This is a genomic window from Herbaspirillum sp. GW821-FHT09A12, from assembly GCF_059418325.1.
The window spans coordinates 179,163-201,203 of sequence record NZ_JBWKPR010000001.1; the positions used below are offsets into that span (position 1 = coordinate 179,163).

15 protein-coding genes and 2 pseudogenes are annotated in these 22,041 nt (G+C 62.5%); 5 read left to right on the forward strand and 12 right to left on the reverse strand.

Going from position 1 to position 22,041, the window contains the following annotated elements; all coding sequences use genetic code 11:
* Positions 1-5: 5 nt before the first annotated feature.
* Positions 6-1,214 carry an MFS transporter gene (locus AC07N6_RS00790; protein ID WP_494780431.1) on the reverse strand — a complete coding sequence of 403 codons (1,209 nt, stop codon included), beginning with the start codon at positions 1,212-1,214 and terminating at the stop codon, positions 6-8.
* A 326-nt stretch (positions 1,215-1,540) separates the two neighbouring features.
* Here AC07N6_RS00790 and AC07N6_RS00795 point away from each other — a divergent pair, with 326 nt between their 5' ends.
* On the forward strand, positions 1,541-4,390 hold the full coding sequence (locus AC07N6_RS00795; protein WP_494780432.1) for an MHYT domain-containing protein: 2,850 nt from the start codon (positions 1,541-1,543) through the stop codon (positions 4,388-4,390).
* Between the two features lie 118 nt (positions 4,391-4,508).
* Positions 4,509-5,513 carry an HD domain-containing phosphohydrolase gene (locus AC07N6_RS00800; protein ID WP_494780433.1) on the forward strand — a complete coding sequence of 335 codons (1,005 nt, stop codon included), beginning with the start codon at positions 4,509-4,511 and terminating at the stop codon, positions 5,511-5,513.
* A gap of 43 nt (positions 5,514-5,556) precedes the next feature.
* Here AC07N6_RS00800 and AC07N6_RS00805 read toward each other — a convergent pair whose 3' ends face one another.
* From AC07N6_RS00805 to AC07N6_RS00855, 11 genes and pseudogenes are all read right to left on the reverse strand, one after another.
* The gene (locus tag AC07N6_RS00805) at positions 5,557-7,173 is read right to left on the reverse strand and encodes a hypothetical protein (protein ID WP_494780434.1); all 1,617 of its coding nucleotides are present in this window, start codon (positions 7,171-7,173) and stop codon (positions 5,557-5,559) included.
* A 312-nt stretch (positions 7,174-7,485) separates the two neighbouring features.
* Positions 7,486-8,277, reverse strand: a complete 792-nt coding sequence (locus tag AC07N6_RS00810; RefSeq protein WP_494780435.1) for a MetQ/NlpA family ABC transporter substrate-binding protein — start codon at positions 8,275-8,277, stop codon at positions 7,486-7,488.
* Between the two features lie 36 nt (positions 8,278-8,313).
* A complete protein-coding gene (locus tag AC07N6_RS00815; protein ID WP_494780436.1) occupies positions 8,314-9,000 on the reverse strand; it encodes a methionine ABC transporter permease in 687 nt (228 codons plus the stop codon).
* Positions 8,997-10,007: a methionine ABC transporter ATP-binding protein gene (locus AC07N6_RS00820; RefSeq protein ID WP_494780437.1), complete on the reverse strand. Its 1,011-nt coding sequence runs from the start codon at positions 10,005-10,007 to the stop codon at positions 8,997-8,999. Before AC07N6_RS00820 ends, AC07N6_RS00815 begins: the two co-directional genes overlap by 4 nt.
* A gap of 238 nt (positions 10,008-10,245) precedes the next feature.
* A pseudogene (locus tag AC07N6_RS00825) lies at positions 10,246-10,488 on the reverse strand (energy transducer TonB); the annotation flags it as partial.
* Positions 10,489-10,533: 45 nt separating this feature from the next.
* A complete protein-coding gene (locus AC07N6_RS00830; RefSeq protein WP_494780438.1) occupies positions 10,534-11,514 on the reverse strand; it encodes a sulfonate ABC transporter substrate-binding protein in 981 nt (326 codons plus the stop codon).
* Between the two features lie 67 nt (positions 11,515-11,581).
* The gene (locus AC07N6_RS00835; protein ID WP_494780439.1) at positions 11,582-12,463 is read right to left on the reverse strand and encodes a Crp/Fnr family transcriptional regulator; all 882 of its coding nucleotides are present in this window, start codon (positions 12,461-12,463) and stop codon (positions 11,582-11,584) included.
* On the reverse strand, positions 12,464-13,255 hold the full coding sequence (locus tag AC07N6_RS00840) for an alpha/beta fold hydrolase (protein WP_494780440.1): 792 nt from the start codon (positions 13,253-13,255) through the stop codon (positions 12,464-12,466).
* 161 nt (positions 13,256-13,416) lie between these two features.
* Positions 13,417-14,457, reverse strand: a pseudogene (gene ssuD / locus AC07N6_RS00845) (FMNH2-dependent alkanesulfonate monooxygenase); the annotation flags it as partial.
* 10 nt (positions 14,458-14,467) lie between these two features.
* The gene (locus AC07N6_RS00850) at positions 14,468-16,900 is read right to left on the reverse strand and encodes a TonB-dependent receptor (RefSeq protein ID WP_494780441.1); all 2,433 of its coding nucleotides are present in this window, start codon (positions 16,898-16,900) and stop codon (positions 14,468-14,470) included.
* A gap of 262 nt (positions 16,901-17,162) precedes the next feature.
* Positions 17,163-18,353: an aminotransferase class V-fold PLP-dependent enzyme gene (locus AC07N6_RS00855; RefSeq protein ID WP_494780442.1), complete on the reverse strand. Its 1,191-nt coding sequence runs from the start codon at positions 18,351-18,353 to the stop codon at positions 17,163-17,165.
* Between the two features lie 222 nt (positions 18,354-18,575).
* Here AC07N6_RS00855 and AC07N6_RS00860 point away from each other — a divergent pair, with 222 nt between their 5' ends.
* The 3 genes from AC07N6_RS00860 to AC07N6_RS00870 all read left to right on the forward strand — a co-directional run bounded on the left by AC07N6_RS00860 (position 18,576) and on the right by AC07N6_RS00870 (position 22,022).
* Positions 18,576-19,511 (forward strand): LysR substrate-binding domain-containing protein, encoded by a 936-nt coding sequence (locus tag AC07N6_RS00860; protein ID WP_494780443.1) that lies wholly within the window; start codon positions 18,576-18,578, stop codon positions 19,509-19,511.
* A 73-nt stretch (positions 19,512-19,584) separates the two neighbouring features.
* A complete protein-coding gene (locus AC07N6_RS00865) occupies positions 19,585-21,051 on the forward strand; it encodes an NAD(P)-binding domain-containing protein (protein WP_494780444.1) in 1,467 nt (488 codons plus the stop codon).
* Entirely contained in the window at positions 21,048-22,022 is a 975-nt protein-coding gene (locus tag AC07N6_RS00870) for an ABC transporter permease (protein WP_494780445.1), read from the forward strand. The genes AC07N6_RS00865 and AC07N6_RS00870 overlap by 4 nt, the downstream gene beginning before the upstream one ends.
* Positions 22,023-22,041 lie beyond the last annotated feature (19 nt).

Here is a 22,041-nt window from a genome sequence, read left to right on the forward strand (position 1 = left end):
TCCCATCAGCCGGCGAGGCCTTGCCGAACCTTCCATGACAATGGCAGGGTGAGCAGCAAAATTGCCGCCAGCGCCATGACCGCGGCCGACACGCCCGCCAGGTCGCCGAGCCGTCCGAACAGCAGCGGCGCCAGCGCGCCGCCGCCGATGGTGCCGGTATAGAACAAGGCGAAGGCCCGGTCGCGCTTGCCCGGCGCGGCCAGGTCCGGCACGGCGCCATACAGCACCGAGGAGGTGCCGTTCAGGGCCAGCCCCAGCAGCGGCATCATCGCCATCAGTCCGAACAGCGGCAGCCACACCGCCAGCAGGATGCACAATGAAGTTGCCGATTCGGTTATCCACACCGTTTTCATCATGCCGATGCGGGCGCCAAGATAGCCGCAAAACAGTTTGCCGAATGCGCCGCCGACAAACAATAGCGACAGCGCCATACCGATGCCGGCGGTGCCGGCGCCTTTGCCTTGCAGCAGGAAGGGCAGGAAGGTGAGAAACCCCATCCTGACGGCGCTGTCGATGGCGCCGGTCATCAGCAAGGCCCGCATGCCGCCGGCAGAGCCTGTCCCGGCGCCCGGCTTGACGGATTTCGCCTGTGCCGGAGGGCGGTCGACCTGGGCCGGAATCAGCCACCAGAGCAGGCCGGCGAACCCCAGGCCGATGAGGCCCAGCAGCGTGGCGCCGGTCTGCCAATGGACTGCCGCCAGCAGCAAGCCAATGAGGCCGGGGATCAGGGTCTTGCCGATATCGCCGGCAAAGTTGTATTGGGAGAGCGCCTCCTTGACGCCGCCGCCGGCCTCATGCGTATCGGTGACGATGGACGAGGCCAGCGGATGCTGGGTGCTGGCGCCCAGGCCGCCTATCATCAACGCGACCAGCAGCATGGCGACGCCGCCGGCCTGACCGGCGATCAGGTAGGCGATGCCGGCCAATGCGGTGCCGGCCATCAGCACGCGCTTTCGCCCCCAGCGGGTTGCGAAGCGGCTGGCCAACAGCTGGAGCCCGGCCATCACGCCTGAATAAGACCCGCGCAACAGGCCCACCAACGCATAGCTGATCGAAAACTGCGCCTGCCATATCGGCAGCAGGACATAGATGACGTCGGTCAAGCCATCGTGTAGCGCATGGGCGCCACAGGCGGCCAGCAGGGAACGCCGGCGGATCGGCGTATCGCTTGCGCGCGGGGGCAGGGAGGCGGGAGCGGCGTTGAGTTTGTTCATTGTTTTGGGGGCGCAAGGCCGAAGGCAGCCTGGATTTTAATCCAGGGCCGGAGCGGCGCCATGTTATTGCCAACATCGCCTGGCCGCCGCTGCGCATTAAGGCAAGGAAATGGCCCAGCACGCAAGCGATGCGATATCGATACAGAAACGCGATGTGGGCAATAGATGTCGGCAATTTATGGATAGAATGTCACAAAATATGTGAACTTTTGATGTGTCGGGGAAGATGGCGGATGGGAAATTTCTTTATTAGTGCCTTGGATGGCGGGGATGTTTTGCGAGGCACTTACAGTTCCGGCTTGGTACTGCTGTCATTGTTCGTTTCCATGTTTTCCGCCACCATGGCCTTGCAAACCGCCTATGTGGCAAGGCATAGCACCCAGCGGCTGCACCGGCACGTCGCCATCGCCACGGGCGCCATCGCATTGGGGGGCGGCATCTGGACGATGCATTTCATCGGCATGCTGGCATTCGATCTGTGCCTGTCGGTGGATTACAGCCTGGGGATTACTGCGTTGTCGATCATCCCGGCGCTGGCCGCCTCATGGGTGGCGTTGAGCATGTTGTCGCGGGACAATGTGTCCATGTTGCAACTGTTGGCCGGCGGCGTGCTGATGGGCGCCGGCATCGGCACCATGCATTACACCGGCATGGCGGCCATGCGGATGTCGGCCGTGTTGCGTTACGACCCCCTGTATTTTGCCCTGTCCATCCTGGTCGCCGTGGTCCTGGCGACGATCTCCTTGGGGGTGCGCTTCAAGCTGCAAGGCATCGGGATGCAGCGCATCACGCGCCTGGTCATCAGCGGTTGCATCATGGGCCTGGCGATTTGCGGCATGCATTACACCGGCATGAGCGCAGCCCGTTTCATCGGCTCGCCCGACACCCAGCATGGCGGGATCCTCATCAGCACGACGTTTGCCTCGCTGGCGCTTTCCATGTTCACCATTACCGTGACGGTATTGGTGACGGCGGCCAACGGGATGATGCGCTACAAGCAGACATTCCAGATGGTCAAGGAAAGCGAGTCGCGCATCCGGGCCATCGTCGAGACGGCGGTCGACGGGATCATCACTATCGACAGCAAGGGCACGGTGCAAGCGATGAACCGTTCGGCCGAACGCTTGTTCGGATGGTCGGCCGATGAGGTGCTGGGCAAGAACATCAAGATGCTGATGCCGGAGCCGGACCAGTCGCGCCACGACGGTTACCTGAAGAATTTCCTGGCCACCGGGTTTGCCAAGGTGATCGGCCAGGGGCGCGAGGTGATCGCGCTGAACAAGAGCGGGAAACTGATTCCGGTGCGCCTGGCCGTGGGGCAGGTCGACATGCCGGGAGCGCCCCTGTTCGTCGGTTTCGTGACCGACATCAGCGAACGCCGGGCGCTGGAGGCGTCCTTGCGCGAAGTGGCGGAGAAGGCGGAACAGGCCGCCGCGGCCAAGACCACCTTCCTGGCCAACATGAGCCATGAGATCCGCACGCCGATGAATGCCGTCATCGGTTTTTCGGAGTTGCTTCTCAAGAGCGATTTGAGCGCCACGCAACGCGCCCATTTGACGACGGTGCACCAGTCGGCGCGTTCGTTGCTGGGCCTGCTCAACGATATCCTGGATACGACCAAGCTGGAAAAGGGCAACGTGACGCTGGAGAGCATCGACTTTTCCCTGCAGGAAGTGGCGCAGCAAATCATCACCTCGCTGCGGCTGAGCGCCGAAAAGAAGAGGCTGGAGCTGGTGCTCGATTACGCCAGCGGGATGCCGGAGTATTTCAAGGGAGACCCGCTGCGCATCCAGCAGGTATTGACCAACCTGCTCGGCAACGCCATCAAATTTACCCAGCAAGGCAGCGTGCGCCTGTGCATTTCCCAGGTCGGCGACCGGGTTGGCATCGAAGTGTGGGATACCGGCATCGGGATGACGCCGGAACAGTTGAACCGCATTTTCGATCCCTTCGCCCAAGCCGACGCCTCCATCAGCCGCCGCTTTGGCGGGACCGGCCTGGGCACCACGATCGCACGCCAGCTGATCGAATTGATGGACGGGACAATTTCCGCGGAAAGCCAGTTGGGGGCGGGGAGCGTCTTCAGGGTGGCGCTTCCGTTGCAGCCCGGCGTCAAGCCGGCGTTTCAGGCGAATGCCCTGGGCATCGGCAGGCTGCCGGCCTTGAAGGTGCTGATTGCCGACGACGTTGCGCAGAACGTGGAGCTGCTCACGCTGTTGCTGGAGGAAGCCGGCCATGCGGTAACGGCCGCCAGTGACGGCACGCAGGTGATCGAGCTGTTTTTTGCGGACCGCTACGATCTGGTCCTGATGGATGTCCACATGCCCAATGTGGACGGCCTCGAAGCCACCCGCCGCATTCGCGTGGAAGAAGCCAGGCAGGGGCGCGACAAGACCCCGATCATTGCGCTGACCGCCAGCGTGATGGAGTCGGACCGCAAGGCCGCGCAAGCGGCAGGGATGGATGGCTTCGCCAGCAAGCCTTTCGATATCCCCAAGCTCCGGGCTGAAATTGCACGCGTGTTGAAAGTGGCGCCCGGCGAGTACATCGCGGTCGAGCATCAGGATGGCCAGGACAAGGTCATCGATTGGGTCCGGGGAGAACTGCTGTGGCGCACCAGGGAACGCATGGCCGAGGCCATTTTCCGCTTCCTGGCCGATATGCAGGCGCGTCATCCGCTGCCGGCCCCGGGCGCTGCCGTGGAGTCGGTGGACTGGGCGCTGGCGGCCAAAAGTCTGCATGGCATCCGTGGCGCCGCGGCCAACCTGGGGCTGCTCTCCGTGGCCAGGCTGAGCGGGATTCTCGAACAGGGAACCGCCGCACCGTCGTCGGCGTGGCTCCGGCAATTGCAAGAGTTAAGGATTCAATTGGACCTGGTCAAGACCATGTTGCAAGAAGAGGAGTGGTCTTCTTCGCAGATGACGGCGGCCGCAAGCAGCCCGGTGGATCCGGCCGATATCGTGTCGTCGCTGGAAAAACTGAGCGGACGGCTGCAGCATGGCGAGCTGGATGAAGACAACTTCGACAAGATAAGCAACTGGCTCCTTGAAAATGGCGAAACGCAACTGCGCAATGAGATCCATGACGCCATCGAGTCGTTTGATTTCGAGAGCGCCGGCGAGCAGATCAGGAAATTGATGGAAGCACTCAAGGCGGAACAGAAGTCTTCCGCATAAGACGGACAGGTTGGCGCCGCAGGCGTGGAATCGGCGCCTCCCGGTCCGGTTGATGAATGAGTTCTCCCCTGGCGATTGGAGCGGTTGCAGGGGAGATGATGTCGAAGAGCGCAAGGCGATGAAAAACGAAGAACGCAAATGTATCTTGCTGGTAGATGATGAGCCGACCAACCTGCAGGTATTGAAGCATACGTTGCAGGACGAATATCGGCTCCTGTTTTCCAAGGATGGGGAAAAGGCGCTGCAATTGGCGCAGACCGAAAAGGTCGACCTGATCCTGCTGGACGTGATGATGCCGGGCATGTCCGGATACGACGTTTGCAAGGCGCTCAAGGCGGCGCCGGCGACCCAGCCGATCCCGGTCATCTTTGTGACGGCATTGAGCCAGGTATCCGATGAACAGTTGGGGTTCGACCTCGGCGCGGTGGACTACATCACCAAACCGTTCAGCCCGGTGATCGTCAAGGCGCGCGTCAAGAGCCAACTGTCGCTGGTACAGCTGGATGTATTGCGGGAGACCCGGCTGCAGGTTGTGCAATGCCTGGGGATGGCCGCCGAATACAAGGATAACGAGACCGGCATGCATGTCATCCGCATGAGCCATTATGCGAAAACCCTGGCGCTGCGCGCCGGATATGGCGAGGCCGAAGCGGAGGAACTGCTGCATGCGGCGCCGATGCATGATGTGGGGAAGATCGGCATTCCCGACGCGATCCTGCAGAAACCCGGCAAGCTTGAGCCCGAAGAGTGGTTCATCATGCAGCAGCATGCGCGCATCGGCGCGGACATTATCGGCGAGCATGCCTCCGGCCTGTTGAAGACGGCCAAACTCATCGCCCTGTACCATCATGAAAAATGGGACGGCAGCGGATACCCGCATGGCTTGTCCGGCCACGACATCCCGCAGGCGGCGCGCATCATCGCCATCGCCGATGTGTTCGATGCCCTGACCAGCGCAAGGCCGTACAAATCCGCCTGGTCGGTCGACGATGCGCTGGCCTTGATCCGACGTGAAAGCGGCAAGCACTTCGATCCGGAGCTGGTGCCGCTATTCATCGAATGCTTGCCGGAGGTGCTGGAGATCAAAGCGCGCTGGAGCGATCCGATGGATGTCCCCGTCTGAGCGCGGCTTGCATCTCGCAGATCGCGTATCGAGCCTGTATTTTCTATGGGGCGCTGGGGAAGAACGTGATCTTGCTCAGCAGCGGATCCTTGGCGGTTGCCGCCGCCGAGAAATTTCCATTGAACTCGAACTCCATGGTGGTGGCGCGATCGCCATCGTTTGAATAGAAGCAGAAGCTCCGGAATCGGGAGTTGGGCATTTTGTCGATTGAAAAGCAGGAGTCGTCGATAATGCCGTCCTTGAGCGCCTTGTCCTTGTTGTTGGTCAGCTTTGCGGTACGCAGGGCTTTGGTCAGGTCGGGGGTGGAAAAAGAGGTGGGGACGCCGGCTTTCAATATGATGGAATCGCTCAGTTGGAAGTCGTATTTGACGGAAAGCAAAGTGACCTCGTCTGTCGCGAACGCGTTCATGAATTCCACAGTCGGGGCCGGCAGCCGGGATGGAAGGACTTTTTTCCACAGGCCATTCTCGGCGTTGAATTTATTGACGATCCCTTTGCGTTCATCATCTATCTTGACGACCAGGTCGTTTGGCTGCGCCAGTTTGAATGCCGGATCGTCGATTTTCCCGAGTCCGTCCGCGATCTTCGCGAAGCAGGAATCGTCATCGTCCCGCATGGCCAGATTCTTGTTCCAGGTGGAGTCCTTGAGATACGCATAAAGAATGGCGGCGCTATCGATATAGTTGTAGCCTTTGTTGGCCAGCAGGGTTGCCGCATTTTCGCAAAATTGCGCGTAGCCTTGCGCCGTATTCTTGTTGATCAATTTCATCAGATCGCTCTGATCGTCATTGCCCTGGATTAAGGTCTTCAACATGCTTCCGTCCGGCTGCCGCCAACCTTTGATGGCTTCGGGGCGAGGTGAAATTGCGCTGGCCTTGCCCTCGGGCGATGCGGATAGGAGCGACTCCCGATAATCAAACTCGACGTTGATGGCCGGCGATTTTTCCCCATTGAAATAGACGCCAAAGCCCTTGACCTTGGTTGGGTCGATGGCTTGATTGCCATCGCTGTGGGTATCCGCGTCGCTGAACACCCGGCCGAGCTTGGTGTCGACGTCTTTGATTTTCTGGTGAAGGTCGGTGGTGTTGGCCATGGCCTGGAAGATGACCCCATTGGAGGCATACATGCCGGTGAGCGCCTTGAGCGCAATGACGGCCGCAGAGAATGCATGGGTGTCGACGGATTGGCTCCATGACCTGTCCCACTGCATGACGAGCGCATTCGATGTCCTGAAATAGGGCGTCAGGTAATAGTCTCCGTATGCGGGTTCGTTCTTGTCATGCATGTTGAGCATGACGACGGAGCGCTTCCCGAAGTCTTTGCCATCGATACTGCCGTTCAATGTGACGGCAAGGGTCTGCACATCGTTGTACAGGTACGCCCCGATCTTTTTCTTCAATAACTGGGAGAAGCTTTTTTCCTCGAAACTGACGCTTTCCGGCATGTCGGGCGGCGAAGCCTTGAGACGGATATACAGGTCGTTCAATTGCCTGGAATTTGCGTCGGCGGGGTGCAATACCTGCTTGACGGCGATGGAGAAGTTCTTCTTGTCATCCGGGTTTGCCGATGCCGTGCCGCCCGCGCCGCTCGCGCATCCGGTGAGAAACGTTGCCGAAAACAAGAATGCAACGGCAGATTCATATTTGTAGCTTTTTTTCATGTTACCCCCGCGCTGTTGTAAAAATTCTTATGCAGCCCATTGGAAATAAATAATAGGGAGGGCGCCGGGAGGAGGCAACATCTAAATGAAGTTACCTCTAAATGAAATTGCATCCCAATGAAGCCACATCTCAATGAATGATGTTTTTAGGCAATGTTTTTTGTCGATCCCGGTCACGAAAAAAGGCCACGGATCGCTCCGTGGCCTTGCAGTGAACTCGCCGGCATGGCGCGTCGATGCGCTTCTGCTGTCGCCGTGGCGTCCGGCGCTCTGGCCGGCAGGTTTAGGACGTTGCCGGAATGGGGGGCTTTCTCAGAACGCCGGCACCACCGCACCCTGGTATTTCTCTTCGATGAACTTCTTGACCTCAGGCGAGTTCAGCGCGGCGGCCAGTTTCTTGATGGCGGGGCTGTCCTTGTTGTCTTCGCGCGCCACCAGCAGGTTGGCGTAGGGCGAGTTGGCGTCTTCGATGAACAGCGAATCCTTGACCGGGTTCAGCTTGGCTTCCAGCGCGTAGTTGGTGTTGATCAGCGCCACGTCCACCTGGTTCAGCACGCGCGGCAGCGTGGCCGCTTCCAGCGCGCGGAATTTCAGCTTCTTCGGGTTGTCGACGATGTCCTTCTGGGTGGCCGAGATGTTGGCGCTGTCCTTGAGCTTGATCAGGCCGTTGCGGGCCAGCAGCAACAGGGCGCGGCCCGAGTTGGACGGGTCGTTGGGGATGGCGATGGTGGCGCCGTCGGGGATGTCGGCGATCTTCTTGTACTTTTGCGAATAGGCGGCGAAGGGCTCGACGTGGACCTTGGCGACCGATACTTCGATGTCGTTCTTGTGCGCCTTCTTGAACTGGTCGATATACGGCTGGTGCGCGAAGAAATTGCCGTCGACCTGCTTTTCGTTGGTCTGCGTGGGCGGCTGCACGTAGTCGGTGAATACCTTCACCTGCAGGTCGACGCCTTCCTTGGCCAGCACCGGCTTGATGTGTTCCAGGATCTCGGCATGCGGCACCGGGGTGGCGGCGATCACCAGCTTGTCGGCGGCGTGGGCGCCGATGGAAAGCGCCAATGCGGCGCCGGCGAACAGGTGGGGGATCAGTTTGCGGGACATGTATTCGCTCCAGTCTTGTCGTGAAAGTTCAAAAGGTCATTTACGGGTAAAGCGCAGCACCAGGCGGTCGCCGAAGAATTGCAGCAACTGCACCAGCACCACCAGGATGGCCACGGTCACCACCATCACTTCGGTCTGGAAGCGCTGGTAGCCGTAGCGGATCGCCAGGTCGCCCAGGCCGCCGCCGCCGATCACGCCCGACATCGCGGCATACGACATGAGCGTGATGGCGGTGATCGTGACCGCCGCCAGCAAGCCCGGCAGGGCCTCGGGCAGCAGCGCGCCGAAGATGATCTGGCGGCGCCGCGCGCCCATGGCGGTACAGGCCTCGATCACGCCGCGGTCGATCTCGCGCAGCACGCTTTCGGTCAGCCGTGCGAAGAACGGGGCGGTGCCGATCACCAGGGGCGGAATGGCGCCGGTCACGCCCAGCGAGGTGCCTACCAGCCACAGCGTGAACGGGATCAATACGATCAGCAGGATCAGGAAGGGCACCGAGCGCAGCACGTTGACCAGCAGCGACAGCGCCAGGTACACGCCGCGTTGCGCCAGCAGTTGCCTGCGGTTGGTGAGGAACAGCAGGATCCCCAGCGGCAGGCCCAGCAGTATCGTGAACAATAGCGAGCCGCCGGTCATGGCCAGGGTTTCCAGGGTGGCGTCCCACACCTCGCTCCAGTCGATCTGCGACAGCGAGGCTTGCAGCAAATCGGTCAGCGCGCTCATGCCAGCACCTCATGCTCGATGCCTGAGGTGTTCAGGCGTTCCAGCACCTGGGCCACGGCGTCTTCGCCGCCGGAAAACTCCACCAGCAATTGCCCGTAGGGCGTTTCCTTGATGCGCGACACGGTGCCTTGCACGATGGTGGCCAGCGCCGCGGTGGCCGCGGTCAGTTGCGACAGGATCGGTTGCGCCGCCAGTTCGCCGGCATAGGTCAGGCGCACCAGCTTGCCGTCGGCGCGGCGCGCATACGGCGCCAGCGTTTGGTCGAAGGCGAGGCTTTCCGCCAGCAGCGCGCGCGTGACCGCATGGCGCGGGCGCAGGAAGGTATCGACCACGGCGCCGCGTTCGACCACGATGCCGGCGTCGAGCACCGCCACCCGGTCGCAGATGTTGCGGATCACTTGCATCTCATGCGTGATGAGTACGATGGTCAGGCCCAGCTTGCGGTTGATTTCCAGCAGCAGGCGCAGGATGGACTGGGTGGTTTCCGGATCGAGCGAGGAAGTCGCCTCGTCGCACAGCAGCAGGCGCGGCGAATTGGCCAGCGCGCGGGCAATGCCGACACGCTGCTTTTGCCCGCCCGACAGTTGCGCCGGATACTGGTCGCGGTGCGCCTCCAGGCCGACCAGCTGCAGCAGTTCGCCGACACGGCGGTCGCGCTGCTCGCGGCTGTAGCGTCCGGTGATCTTCAGCGGCCAGTCGATGTTCTGGGCCACGGTCTTGGCGTTCAACAGGTTGAAGTGCTGGAACACCATGCCGATGCGCTGGCGCAGCGCCAGCAAGCCATCGTGGCCGAGTCCGGTGATGTCTTCGCCATCGATCAGGACGCGGCCGCTGTCGGGGCGTTCCAGCAAATTGAGCGTGCGGATCAGCGTGCTTTTGCCGGCGCCGGAGCGGCCGATGATGCCGAAGATTTCTCCTTGGGCGATCTCCAGGTTGATGTCTTGCAGGGCGACGATGTCGCGCTTGCCGGCCTGGTAGTTTTTATGGAGGTGCTCGATGCGAATCACGGTGATCAGTATGGATGGGACTGATCGAGTCTAACTTTGGGTTATTGGGGCGGGAAGTTCTTATTAGTTTTTTGCTTATGAGAAAAAACAATTAAGCGCCTGTTCATGATCTCGCCGATAAGCGCTTGCTCGTCATGCAACTTCTCTCCGTATCGAAGATGGCCAGGTTGCAGGCCATCCCCGACTGTAGTGCTTGCTTCTGCGCTTACTTCTTGTCGGGTTCAGTGACGAAACCGATCTTGGGCGGCGTCGGCTCGGCCTTGGGCGGGGCCGGCTCCGGCGCTTTTTCCGGGACGATGAAGGTGGCGATCACCTCTTTGGGAATGGCGCTGGCGACTTGATGGATCAGGCCGCTTTGCAGGGCCCAGAAAAAGGCGAGGTGCAAAAGGATGATCAGCCCGAGAGGGCCGATTTTGCGTGCCTGGCGCATCAACGCGCCGGGGGAGCTGCTGCTCATGACAGGGGATGATATTGCGTTCATGGAATGAGATGCATGGCCGGCGGCGTCAAGCGCCGCCGGTAAGCCTTATACCGTTAGCCAGGGCGGCGCCGCATCGCGAACATCGATTTTTTTAGGAATCAGTTTCAGCTCGAAAAAGGTATCGGCGATGACTTGCTGCTCGGCCAGAATGGATGTCGTGATGGGGCCGGTGCCGAACGAGGAGCGGGCGACCATGACATCGACGATGGGTTTGGGCAGCCCCATGAGGGAGGAGAATTCCGCCGACAGGTCGTTTGGATTGTTTTTGCCCCAGAGATCGATCCGGTTCACTTCTTCGATTGCGATCTTCAGCACATCGGCATTTTCCCGGGCATATCCCCTGGACGAAAAGTAATACGCGCGGTTTTGGACAACCCCGCTGGCATCGGCCAGGATATGCGCCGACAAGGTTTTTTCGGCGGCGGCCAGGTAGGGTTCCCAGATCGCCCAGGCATCGACCGCGCCTTTTTCAAAGGCGGCGCGGGCGTCGGCCGGCGACAGCCAGACGGGGTTGACGTCGGCATAGCGCAAGCCGGCTTTTTCCAGCAGCTTGACCAGGAAGTAATGCACATTGGAGCCTTTGTTCAAGGCGATCTTTTTCCCTTTGAGGTCGGCCACGGCCTTGATCGGCGATCCGTTGGGCACCAATACGCCTTCGGTTGCGGGGCGCGGCACGGTCGCCGCCACATACACCAGCGGCGAACCTGCCGCCTGCGAAAAGATGGGCGGCGCTTCGCCGACATCGCCGAAGTCGATGGAGCCGACATTGAGCGCTTCAAGCTGCACCGGCCCGGCGGTGAATTCTATCCATTTGATGGAGACGCCCAGCGGCGCCAGGCGCTTTTCCAGCGTGCCGCGGGCTTTGAGCAGGCTCAACGCGCCTTTTTGGTGGCCGATACGCAATTCGCGTTGCGCGGCGAACGTTGCTAGCGGCGACAAGGTTGCCGCTGCGGCCGTGCCCAAGCCAAGCGCCAGGAAACGGCGGCGGCTGGCGGCGCTGGACTTTTTCATTTTCAATATGCTCATGCAGGTGTTCCTCGTTGCTGGTTTGTGTGGTACCCGATGAAAACAGGGCATGCGGGAAAAACGGACATCAAACTTCGCTCAGGCGCTTGAGCGCCGGCAAGTCGAATACGGTGACCTTGCTGTATTCGATCGCCACGATATTTTTTTCGACCAGCCAGCGCAGCTCCCGGTTGATGCTCTGCCGCGAGGTGACCAGCAGCGATGCCAGGTTCTCCTGCGAGAGCTTGATGTCGATCTCGATGCCGTCCTGCGTACTGCGTCCGTACTTGTCGGCGAGATAGAGCAGGCGCGCGGCAAGCTTGCTGCGAAATGTCGCCAGCGCCAGGTAGCCGGCATAATCCTGGAGCTGCCTGTTGCGTTGGCAAAGCATCGCGATGATGCTCGACATCAGCTGCGGCCGGTGTTCCAGTTGCCGCAGGAAAACCGATTTCGGTAGGTAGGCCAGGACCGTCTTGCCATGCGCCCGATAGTCATGCGTGACCAGCCCGCCGTCGAGCACCGGGATGAAATTGCTGATCTCGGCCGGCGAGATGTAATTCATGATCACCCGCTTGCCTTCCGCATTGCCGATCGATAGCTCCAGGGAGCCGGCAATCACCAGCAGCAGATGGTCGCCGATCTCGCCTTCGGCATAAATCGGCGCCGCATCGAAATGCGTTTCGACCCGGGCCGCCTTGCACAGTGTGTCCAGCACGGCATCCGGCCAATCCGGGAAATTCCTTTTCAAGGCCTGCGCGATGAACAGCGGCCATGTCCTGGGATGGGCCTGCTGCCGGGATTTTCCATCCGCCGTTGCTCCCGCATGAACGTGCTGTGTATTGCGTTCCAGTTTCTCTGGCAGTGCCGCGACAAGCGCCATGTTTGCTCCCAACCGACTTGACCGGCCAGTATAGGGATAGCCGTTCGGTTGAAAAAATAAGCATAAGCTGATTGCATATGTGGTTTTCAACTATGCGGCGCCGGCGCCAAGAAAGTCCCTGACCGCGTCGACCTGATCCCGCTGCAACAAGCTGGGCGCATGGCCGGCCCCGGCTACTTCGAGCAGTGTGGCGCGCGGCCCGCGCCGGGTCATTGCCTCGGCGGCATCCCGGCTCAGTAATGCAGACATTTGTCCGCGTATCAGCAAGACCCGCAGCGATTCGCGTTCGGCCAGCCGGTCGTAAAGCTGCGATAAGGCTTGCTCGCCCTGCCGGGCGCTTTGTTCCGTGACGGCCAGCAGGGGGACGGACAGGGCGGGGTCATAGTGGAAGCGCCAGTGTCCGGCCGCCTGTTGGCGCAAGGCGTTGCGCGCCAGCGCGCGCCATTGATCATCGCGATGGGGGCCAAGTCCCGCGGAGCTTTCCTTGACATAGGCAGCGCCTTCTTCGAATGAGGCGAACCGCAAATCCCGGGCGATATGCCGGCCCAATGCCTGCATGCCGCCGGCGTCCAGTTGCAGGCTGACATCGTTGAGGATCAGGCGCGGAACGGCGAGGTCAGGCAACGAGGCCAGCACCATGCCGAGTACGCCGCCCAGCGAGGTGCCCAGTATCGCGACGCGTTTTAATTGCAGATGCTCGAGCAATCCGCGCAGGTCCCTTGCATATTGCTCGACCTGGTAGTGGCGAGGGTCGGCCAGCCGGTCGGAATGCCCCCGTCCGGGGAGGTCGGGGCAGATGACGCGGTAATCCCGGCTCAGTTCCCGCGCCAGGAAATCGAAATCGTCGGCGCAGCGGATCAGGCCGTGAATGCACAACAGCACGCGGGGATTGGATGCATCGCCCCAGTCCTTGTAGCGCAGCGTATGAAAGCCGGCCGGCGAAGACGAACGGAAGGCGTGCAGCTGGGATGGTTTTATCGGCATGGTGAAATGGCGGTGGCGTCGGTCGGCTTGCGCAATCAGGCTTGCAACAGATGCGGCCGCAGCAAGGGGAACACCAGCCTGGCAAAGCGTTCGGCTTCTTCCAGGTGCGGATAGCCGGAAAAAATGAAGCTGTCGATGCCCAGGTCGGCGTATTCATGGATGCGCTCGGCCACCGTTTGCGGATCTCCCACCAGGGCGGTGCCGGCGCCGTTTCTGACCAGGCCGATGCCGGCCCACAGGTTGGGCGACACTTCCAGCCGGTCGCGCTTGCCGCCGTGCAGTGCATTCATGCGCTGCTGCCCGACCGAATCCAGGCGGGCGAAAGCGCGTTGCATGGTGGCGATGGTGTCGTCCGAGAGATGGGCGATCAGCGCATTGGCATCGGCCCAGGCCTGTTCGCCGGTTTCACGCACGATCGTATGCAGGCGGATGCCGAAGCGCAGCGTGCGGCCCTTGCGGGCCGCCTTTTCGCGGACTTGCCGGATTTTTTCACGGACCGCCGCGGGCGGTTCGCCCCAGGTCAGGTAGACATCGACGTGGTCGGCGGCGACATCCTGCGCCGCCGGCGAGGAGCCGCCAAAATACACGGGCGGATGGGGCCGTTGCAGCGGCGGGTAGACCAGCCTGGCATTTTCCACATGCAGATGCTTGCCTTGATGGCTGACCGTCTCGCCACCGAGCGTGTTTTTCCAGATGTGCAGGAATTCGTCGGTGACCTCATAGCGCTGGTCGTGATCGAGGAACACGCCATCGCCATGCGCCTCGTCGGGATCGGCGCCGGTCACGAAATTGATCAGCAGGCGTCCCTCGGAATAACGGTCCAGCGTCGCCGTCATGCGCGCCGCAAACGTCGGCGAAATGACGCCGGGCCGGATCGCGATCAGATAGCGCAGCTTTTCCGTGAACGGCGCCAGCGCCGATGCAACCACCCAGGAGTCTTCGCAGAACCTGCCGGTCGGAACCAGCACGCCGTAATATCCCAGGCGGTCGACGCTTTGGGCGATCTCCTTCATGTAGGCCAGGCTGGCGGGCCGCGCGCCGCCGGCGCCGGCGAGATCGTGCCCGTCGCCGTGGGTCGGCAAGAACCAGAAAATGCTCATGTCCGCGACCTCAGAAGTTGTAGCGCAAGGTGGCGCCGACGGTACGCGACTCGCCCGCCGCGGCGTTGTAATACAGGCCGCTGGCCTGGGTGCCGGCGCCGGCCGAATACACCGACAGGTAATAGCGCTTGTCGAACACGTTGCGGGCCCACAGCGACAGTTCCCAGGACTTGCTGTCGCCTTGGTAGATGCGCAATCCGGTGGCCAGGTTGAGCAGGCCGTAGGCGGGGATTTCCGAATAGACCGAATTGTCCGCCGCGCCGCGCGCCGACGAGCGCCAGGCGTAGCTGCCGGCCACGTAATGGTCGACGTTGTCGCTCACATGGTGCTGGTATTGCGCCGACAGGTTGGCGCTCCAGCGCGGTACGCCGGCCACGCGTTCCCCGCTCAGGTTGCAGCTGGCCGGCGCGCCGGCCACGTTGGCGACTTCGGCCGGGCATGGCGCCTTGTCGTAAGACAGGTAGGTGGCGTCCGTGAACGAGGTATTGAATCCGAGCGTCAAGCCTTTGAGCGGCTGGGCCTGGATGTCCAGTTCCGCGCCGCGGCTGCGTACCTTGCCGACGTTGATCAGCGTCGGCAGGCTGAGGCCGCTCGGGCTGGGCAGGAAGGTCGTGGCCTGGTAATTGTTGATGCCGGTCCAGAACAGGTTGGCGTTGATTCGCAGGCGCTTGTCGAACAGCGTGCTCTTGATGCCCAGCTCGGCGGCATTGGCGCGCTCGGGGCCGATCAGCAGCGAGTCGCTGCCCAGCGTGGGCGCATTGGAAACGCCGACGATGCTCAGGCCGCCGGATTTTTCGCCATGCGACAGCGTGGCGTAGCCCAGGACGTTTTCATCGATCTTGTAAGCCAGGTTCAGCAGGGCGGACGGGCTGAAATTGCTGGTCTTCAGATTGCCGGAATCGTAGGGGCTCAGGCCGAAGGCGCTCCAGAACGGCGCCGTGCCGGGATTGGCATTTTGCGGCGTGTCGCGGCGTACCCAGCCGCGCTTTTCTTCATAGGTGCCGCGCACGCCGGCGGTCACGTCCAGGCGCTGGTTGACATGCCAGGTGCCCTGGCCGAACAAGGCGTAGCTATCGGTGTCGATCTGGCCGGGAGAGGTCGATGTGACATTGTTCAACACGCCGAAATTGGCGCCGACAATGCCCAGGTCGCCCTTGGGCCCGTAGTTGAGGAAGGTCCGGTTGGAGAGGCGCTGGTTGAAGTAATAGGCGCCCGCCACATAATCGAACGCGCCGCCGATGGGCGAGGCCAGCCTGATTTCTTGCGAGAACTGGCTGTCGTTGACCTGGGTGCCGTAATTGTTGAGCGTCGGCGTGAAGACGCCGTTGTCGGGCTTGAAGTCCCAGAAGCGCCAGGCGCTGATCGAGGTCAGCTTGAAACCGCTGTCGAGTTTCCAGTTGGCTTCCGCCGAGGCGCCGCCCTGGCGCACGCTGACATGCTGGTAGGCATCGAAATTGACCTGGTACAGGTTGGGATCGGTGACCGGACGGGTACCCAGCCGCGCGCTGGAAGCCAGGTATTTGTTCACGCCGTTGACGGTCGGTCCGACGCTGTAGAGCAGCGGGACGCCATTGCTGGAATTTTCTTCGCTGTAGTCGCCGATCAGGCGCAGGCTGAAGCGCTCGTCCGGCTGATACAGCAATTGGCCGCGGATGCCGCGGCGCGTGCCGCCGTTGAGTTTTTCGCCATTGGCGAGGTTGTCGACATTGCCGTCCTGATGCGTTTGCGAGACGGTCAGGCGGCCGGCCCAGCTATCGCTGATCGGGCCGGACAAGGTCGCCTTGGTCTGGTAATAGCCGTTCGAGCCGGCCGACGCTTCCACGCTGTTGTCGCGTTCGAACGAGGGCTGCCGCGTATTGATGTTGAGTACGCCGGCGGTGGTGTTCTTGCCGAACAGCGTTCCTTGCGGGCCGCGCAGCAATTCGACCTGGTCGATATCCAGCAGGTCGGTCACCGCCATGCTGGCGCGGCCCAGGTAGACGTTGTCCAGATAGATGCCGACGCTGCTGTCGATGCCGTCGCTGTTGCCGGAGTTGGAGCCGATGCCGCGTACGCTGATGCTGGCCTGGCGCGGCTGCGCCAGCGATATGCTGGTGGAGGGCAGCAGTTGCTGCAAGTCCTGCAATTTGTAGACGCGCTGGTTTTCCAGCGTTTCGCCGTTGAGGACGGTCATCGGCACGGGCACTTTTTGCGGATCCTCATCGCGCCGGCGGGCGTTGACGGTAATCGTTTGCAAGGCGCCCAAATCGACATCGCCCGGGGCCGATGCCTGCGCGGTTCCGGCCGGAGCCTTGGCATCGGCGCTATTGGCGCCCTGATCGTCCGCCGTTTGCGCGCATGCCGGATAGGCGGCTGCGATGGCAGCCAGCACCAGGCTCAGGCGCCAGCCGGGCAGGCCCGCCGAGCGATGTTTGGCCGGCCAGGTATTGTTGGCGATGTTCAATTCTTGTTCCCCTCATGCGATTTGTTTGAGCACCGGCATCAATGGCGGTGGCGCATTTCTTCATATCGGCGCGACCGCACGGTAGAAATGCGGCGCACTGAAGATGGAGAGGATTGTCGTCGAAGGGGAAATTTAAATTTGGAATGGATGCGACATTTCTACATAACCAATCAGCATATTTTTATGTGGAATTGATGCTGATGTATGCGGAATTGATGCCGGTACATCCGGATGGGGAGCGATCAGGGCAAAGGGACGGCGCTCAAGCGCCGTCGCCGACCACATCCAGCGCCATCACCTGGGCAATCGCCGCGACCACATAATCGATCTCGGCTTCGGTGGTGCCGCGGCCGAGCGAAAAGCGGATCGCGTTGCGCGCCGCTTCGGGCGAGCGGCCGATCGCCAGCAGCACGAAGGAGGGCGCGGCGGCGGCCGAGTTGCAGGCCGAGCCGGCCGACACCGCGATGCCGAGCAATTGGCTGGCCAGGGGGCCATAGCGGGTCGGGGGGAAGCTGACATTGAGGTTGTGCGGCACGCGGTTGGCGGCGCAGCCGTTCAATTGCACGCCGGGCAGATGGCCGATGCCGGCCCACAGCCGATCGCGCAGGGCACGGATGCGCGCGCCTTCTTCAGCCAGCAGCCGGCCGGCCAGTTCGAATGCCTCGCCCATGCCGACGATCTGGTGCGTGGCTAGCGTGCCGGAGCGCATGCCGTTCTCATGGCCGCCGCCGTCGATCTGGGCTTCCAGCTTCAAGTCGGGATTGCTGCGCACATACAGCGCGCCGATGCCCTTGGGGCCGTAGACCTTGTGTGCGGAGACCGACATCAGGTCCACTTTCAGCTGCGCCAGGTCGACCGGGATCTTGCCGGCCGCCTGCACCGCGTCGACATGGAACACGATGCCGCGCTCGGCGCAGATCTCGCCCAGTTCGGCGATCGGCTGGATCACGCCGATCTCGTTGTTCACATACATCACCGAGGCCAGGATGGTGTCCGGGCGCAGCGCCGCGCGGAACTGTTGCGGCGTGACCAGGCCATCTTCGCCCGGTTGCAGGAAGGTGACTTCGAAGCCGGCGCGTTCCAGCGTGTGCATGGTGTCCAGCACCGCCTTATGCTCGGTGGCCACGGTGACCAGGTGGCGGCCCCTGCCGGCCAGCGCCTGGGCCGTGCCCTTGATGGCCAGGTTGTTCGATTCGGTCGCACCCGAGGTCCAGACGATCTCGCCGGGCTGTGCGCCCAGCAGGCCGGCCACCTGGGCGCGCGCCTTTTCCACCGCGCGCCTGGCTTCCCAGCCGAAGGGGTGGGAGCTGCTGGCGGCGTTGCCGAATTTGTCGGTGAGGAAGTCGCACATGATCCTGGCGACCTGGGGATCGACCGGCGTGGTGGCGCCGTAGTCCAGGTAAATCGGGAAAGTCAGGCCGGCAGGCGGGCGACAGGGAGCGGAGGCGTTCATGACGGCGGATTCAGGAAGTCCAGGAAAAGCGGCATTGGGATTCGGCATTGGCCATTTATTGCCAAAAAGCAATGTTAAGTGGCGAGCCAGGCAGAAGTATGGTCATTTCTACCCGGCCTTGAGCCTCTTACATTAGCTTATACAAAATTATTATACTGAAATAGAATAAATACAAACCTATAATCCGAAAATCATATGCATGGATCTTGATTTGGGACTTTGATGGATCTCAACCAGTTGGAAGCTTTCGCGGCGGTAATGACGATCGGCAGCGTGACTGGCGCCGGGCGCAGCCTCGGCCGTTCGCAGCCGGCCGTGAGCAAGGCCATCGGCGACCTGGAAGCGGAACTGGGCTATGCGTTGTTCGACCGCAACGGGCCGCGCGTGACGCCGACCGGCAAGGCCTTCCTGCTGTATGAGGAGGTCGAGCGTTCGCTGGTCGGCCTGCGCAGCATCCGCGAGCGCGCCGCCGAGATCGGCCGCGAAGAGGCGCAGCCGGTGCACCTGGTGGCGACCCCGGCGCTGGCTTCGACCATCGCGCCGGCGGCCTTGCAACTGGTGGCGCAGGGCAGTTCGGCGTTTCCGGAGCATATCCACTTGCGCAGCGCCTCGGCCGAGCAGGTGGTGCATTCCGTATTGCACCGTACCGTCAGCCTGGGCCTGACCAGCCTGCCGGTGGCGCACCGCGGGCTCGACCTGCACTGGATCGGCGAGGCGCCCTGCGTGGCGGTGATGCGCGCCGACCATCCGCTGGCCAGGAAAGACAAGATCACGCGCGCCGCCCTGCGCGGTGAACGCGTGATCACCATGTCCAACCGCTACCGCCTGCGCCAGCGCATCGAAACTGCGCTGGGCGAGGACAGTCTGCTGGACGTGGCGATCGACACCAATACCTCCTTCAACGCCATCATGGCTGCGCGCGCCGGCCTGGGGGTGGCGCTGGTGGAGCCGATCACGGCGCTGGGCATGCCCATCGAGGGGTTGGTGGCCAGGCCGCTGGCGGTGGATATCCCGTTTTATTTCGGCGTGGTGACGCCGTTCGGCAAACCGGTCGAAGGCCTCACCCTGGCGCTGATCGGGGCGGTCGAAACCGCCGCGCGAAACATCCTGCACGGCTTCGTCAAGCGCGATGCGGCCGAGCATGACGAATTGTTATAACTGATGCAGACGCTGGCGGGCGGCCCGACGGGTGGGCCCGCCGCGTCCATTTTTCGCTTTTGAAGGGGGCCACATGCCGAATATGGAATCGACCGCCGCTACTGCGCCGCAAGGCCTGGCCGCGCTGGAAGCGCGCTTGCGCCAGGATCTCGAATGGCTGGCATTGCCCGGCAAGGCGTGGACGCCGCAAACCGGGCGCGATGGCGCGGCGGTACTCGACGTGGCCATCATCGGCGGCGGCCAGGCCGGCATGGCCGCTTCGGTGGCCTTGAGCCACCTGGGCATCCCCAATGTCATCTACGACCAGTCGCCAAAAGATTTCGAAGGCCCCTGGGCCACCACCGCGCGCATGGAAACGCTGCGCTCGCCCAAGACCCTGACCGGCCCCGCGCTGGGCTTTCCGGCGCTGACCTTCCGCGCCTGGTTCGAGGCGCAGTTCGGCGCGCAGGCCTGGGAAGAACTGGACAAGATCCCGCGTCTGCAGTGGATGGATTACCTGCGCTGGTTCCGCCGCGTCATGCACCTGGATATCCGCAACGAACACCGCGTGCTGGCCGTGTTGCCGCGCGCCGACGGCGTGGTGGAACTGAAGCTGGCGTCGCCGCAGGGCGAGTCGTCGGTGCTGGCGCGCCGCGTGGTGCTGGCCACCGGCCGCGACGGCCTGGGCGGGGCTTACCTGCCGCCGCTGGTGGACCAGCTGCCGCGCGCGCGCTGGGCGCATTCCTCCGATGTGTTCGATTACGCCACGCTCAAGGGCAAGCGCGTGGGTGTGGTGGGCGGCGGTTCGTCGGCCATGGACAGTGCGGCTACCGCGCTGGAGCAGGGCGCGGCACGGGTGGATCTGCTGATCCGCCGCAAGGAACTGCCGCGCGTCAACAAGGGCAAGGGCTCGGGCAACCCGGGCCTGGTCAACGGCCACCAGCATCTGCCGGACGAGTGGAAATGGCGCATCCGCCACTACGTCAACCTGCAGCAGGTGCCGCCGCCATCGGGCAGCACCCGCCGCGTATCGCGCTTTGGCAATGCCCGCTTCCTGCTCGGCACCTCGATCGAGGATGTGGCCGTCCAGCCGGACGGCACGCTGCGGCTGGACACCAACCGCGGCCCGCTGGAGCTGGACTTCCTGTTCTTCTCCACCGGTTTTCGCGTCGACTGGAGCGCGCGTCCCGAATTCGCCGCCATCGGCCCGCACATCCTGACCTGGCGCGAGCGCTATACGCCGCCGGCCGGCGACGAGGATGCCGAGCTGGCCGATTCGCCTTACCTCGGCCCGGTGTTCCAATTCCAGGAAAAGACCCCCGGCGCGCTGCCCGGGCTGGACCGCGTGCATTGCTTCTGTTATCCGGCCACCGCCAGCCACGGCACCGTTTCCGGCGACATTCCCGCCATCAGCGACGGCGCTTACCGCCTGGCGCAGGGCATCGCTTCCCTGCTGTACGGCGAGGATGTGGAATACCATTACCGCAATATCGAGGCCTACGAAGAACCCGAACTGGTCGGCGACGAGTGGACCCCGTCCGAATGGGAGCTGCCGGGATGACCATGGCCATCGCAAAGAGCGTGTTGCAGGCGCTGATGGTGGTGCTGCTGATGACGGTGATCGTCTTCTTCGGCCTGCACCTGATCGGCAACCCGGTCGATATCCTGATCGGCCAGGACGTCGACCAGGTCGACCGCCTGCGCATCATCCGGGAGCTCGGCCTGGACCAGCCGGTGTGGCGCCAGTACCTGTCCTTCCTGGGCGGCGCGCTGCACGGCAACCTGGGCAACAGCTTCGTGTACAACTCGCCGGCCATCCTGCTGATCTTCCAGCGCCTGCCGGCCACGCTGGAGCTGGCCTTCGCCGCGCTGATCCTGGCCGTGCTGGTGGGCATGCCGCTGGGCCTGCTGGCCGGCATGAAGCCCGACCATCCCTTTTCGAAGCTGGTGATGACCGGCAGCATCTTCGGCTTTTCGTTGCCGACCTTCTGGATCGGCCTGATGCTGATCATGGCCTTTTCGGTCTCGCTGGGCTGGCTGCCCTCCGGCGGGCGCGGCCAGACGGCGGAACTGTTCGGCATCCAGTGGTCATGGCTGACCGCCGATGGCTGGCGCCACATGATCCTGCCGGCGCTCAACCTGTCGCTGTTCAAGATCTCGCTGGTGATCCGCCTGACCCGCGCCAACGTGCGCGAGGTGCTGCCGATGGATTACGTCAAGTTCGCCCGCGCCAAGGGCTTGAGCCCGGCGCGCGTGGTGCTGATGTATGTGCTGCGCAATACGCTGATCCCGCTGGTGACGGTGCTGGGGCTGGAGTTCGGTTCCACCATCGCGTTCGCGGTGGTGACCGAGAGCATCTTCGCCTGGCCCGGCGCCGGCAAGCTGATCCTGGACAGCATCAACGCGCTGGACCGTCCGGTGATCGTGGCCTACCTGATGGTGATCGTGTGCATGTTCGTCACCATCAACCTGGTGGTGGACGTGCTCTACAAGATTCTTGACCCGCGCGTGCGGGTGGAGGCCAAGGCATGAGCGCGCCGGATCAAAATAT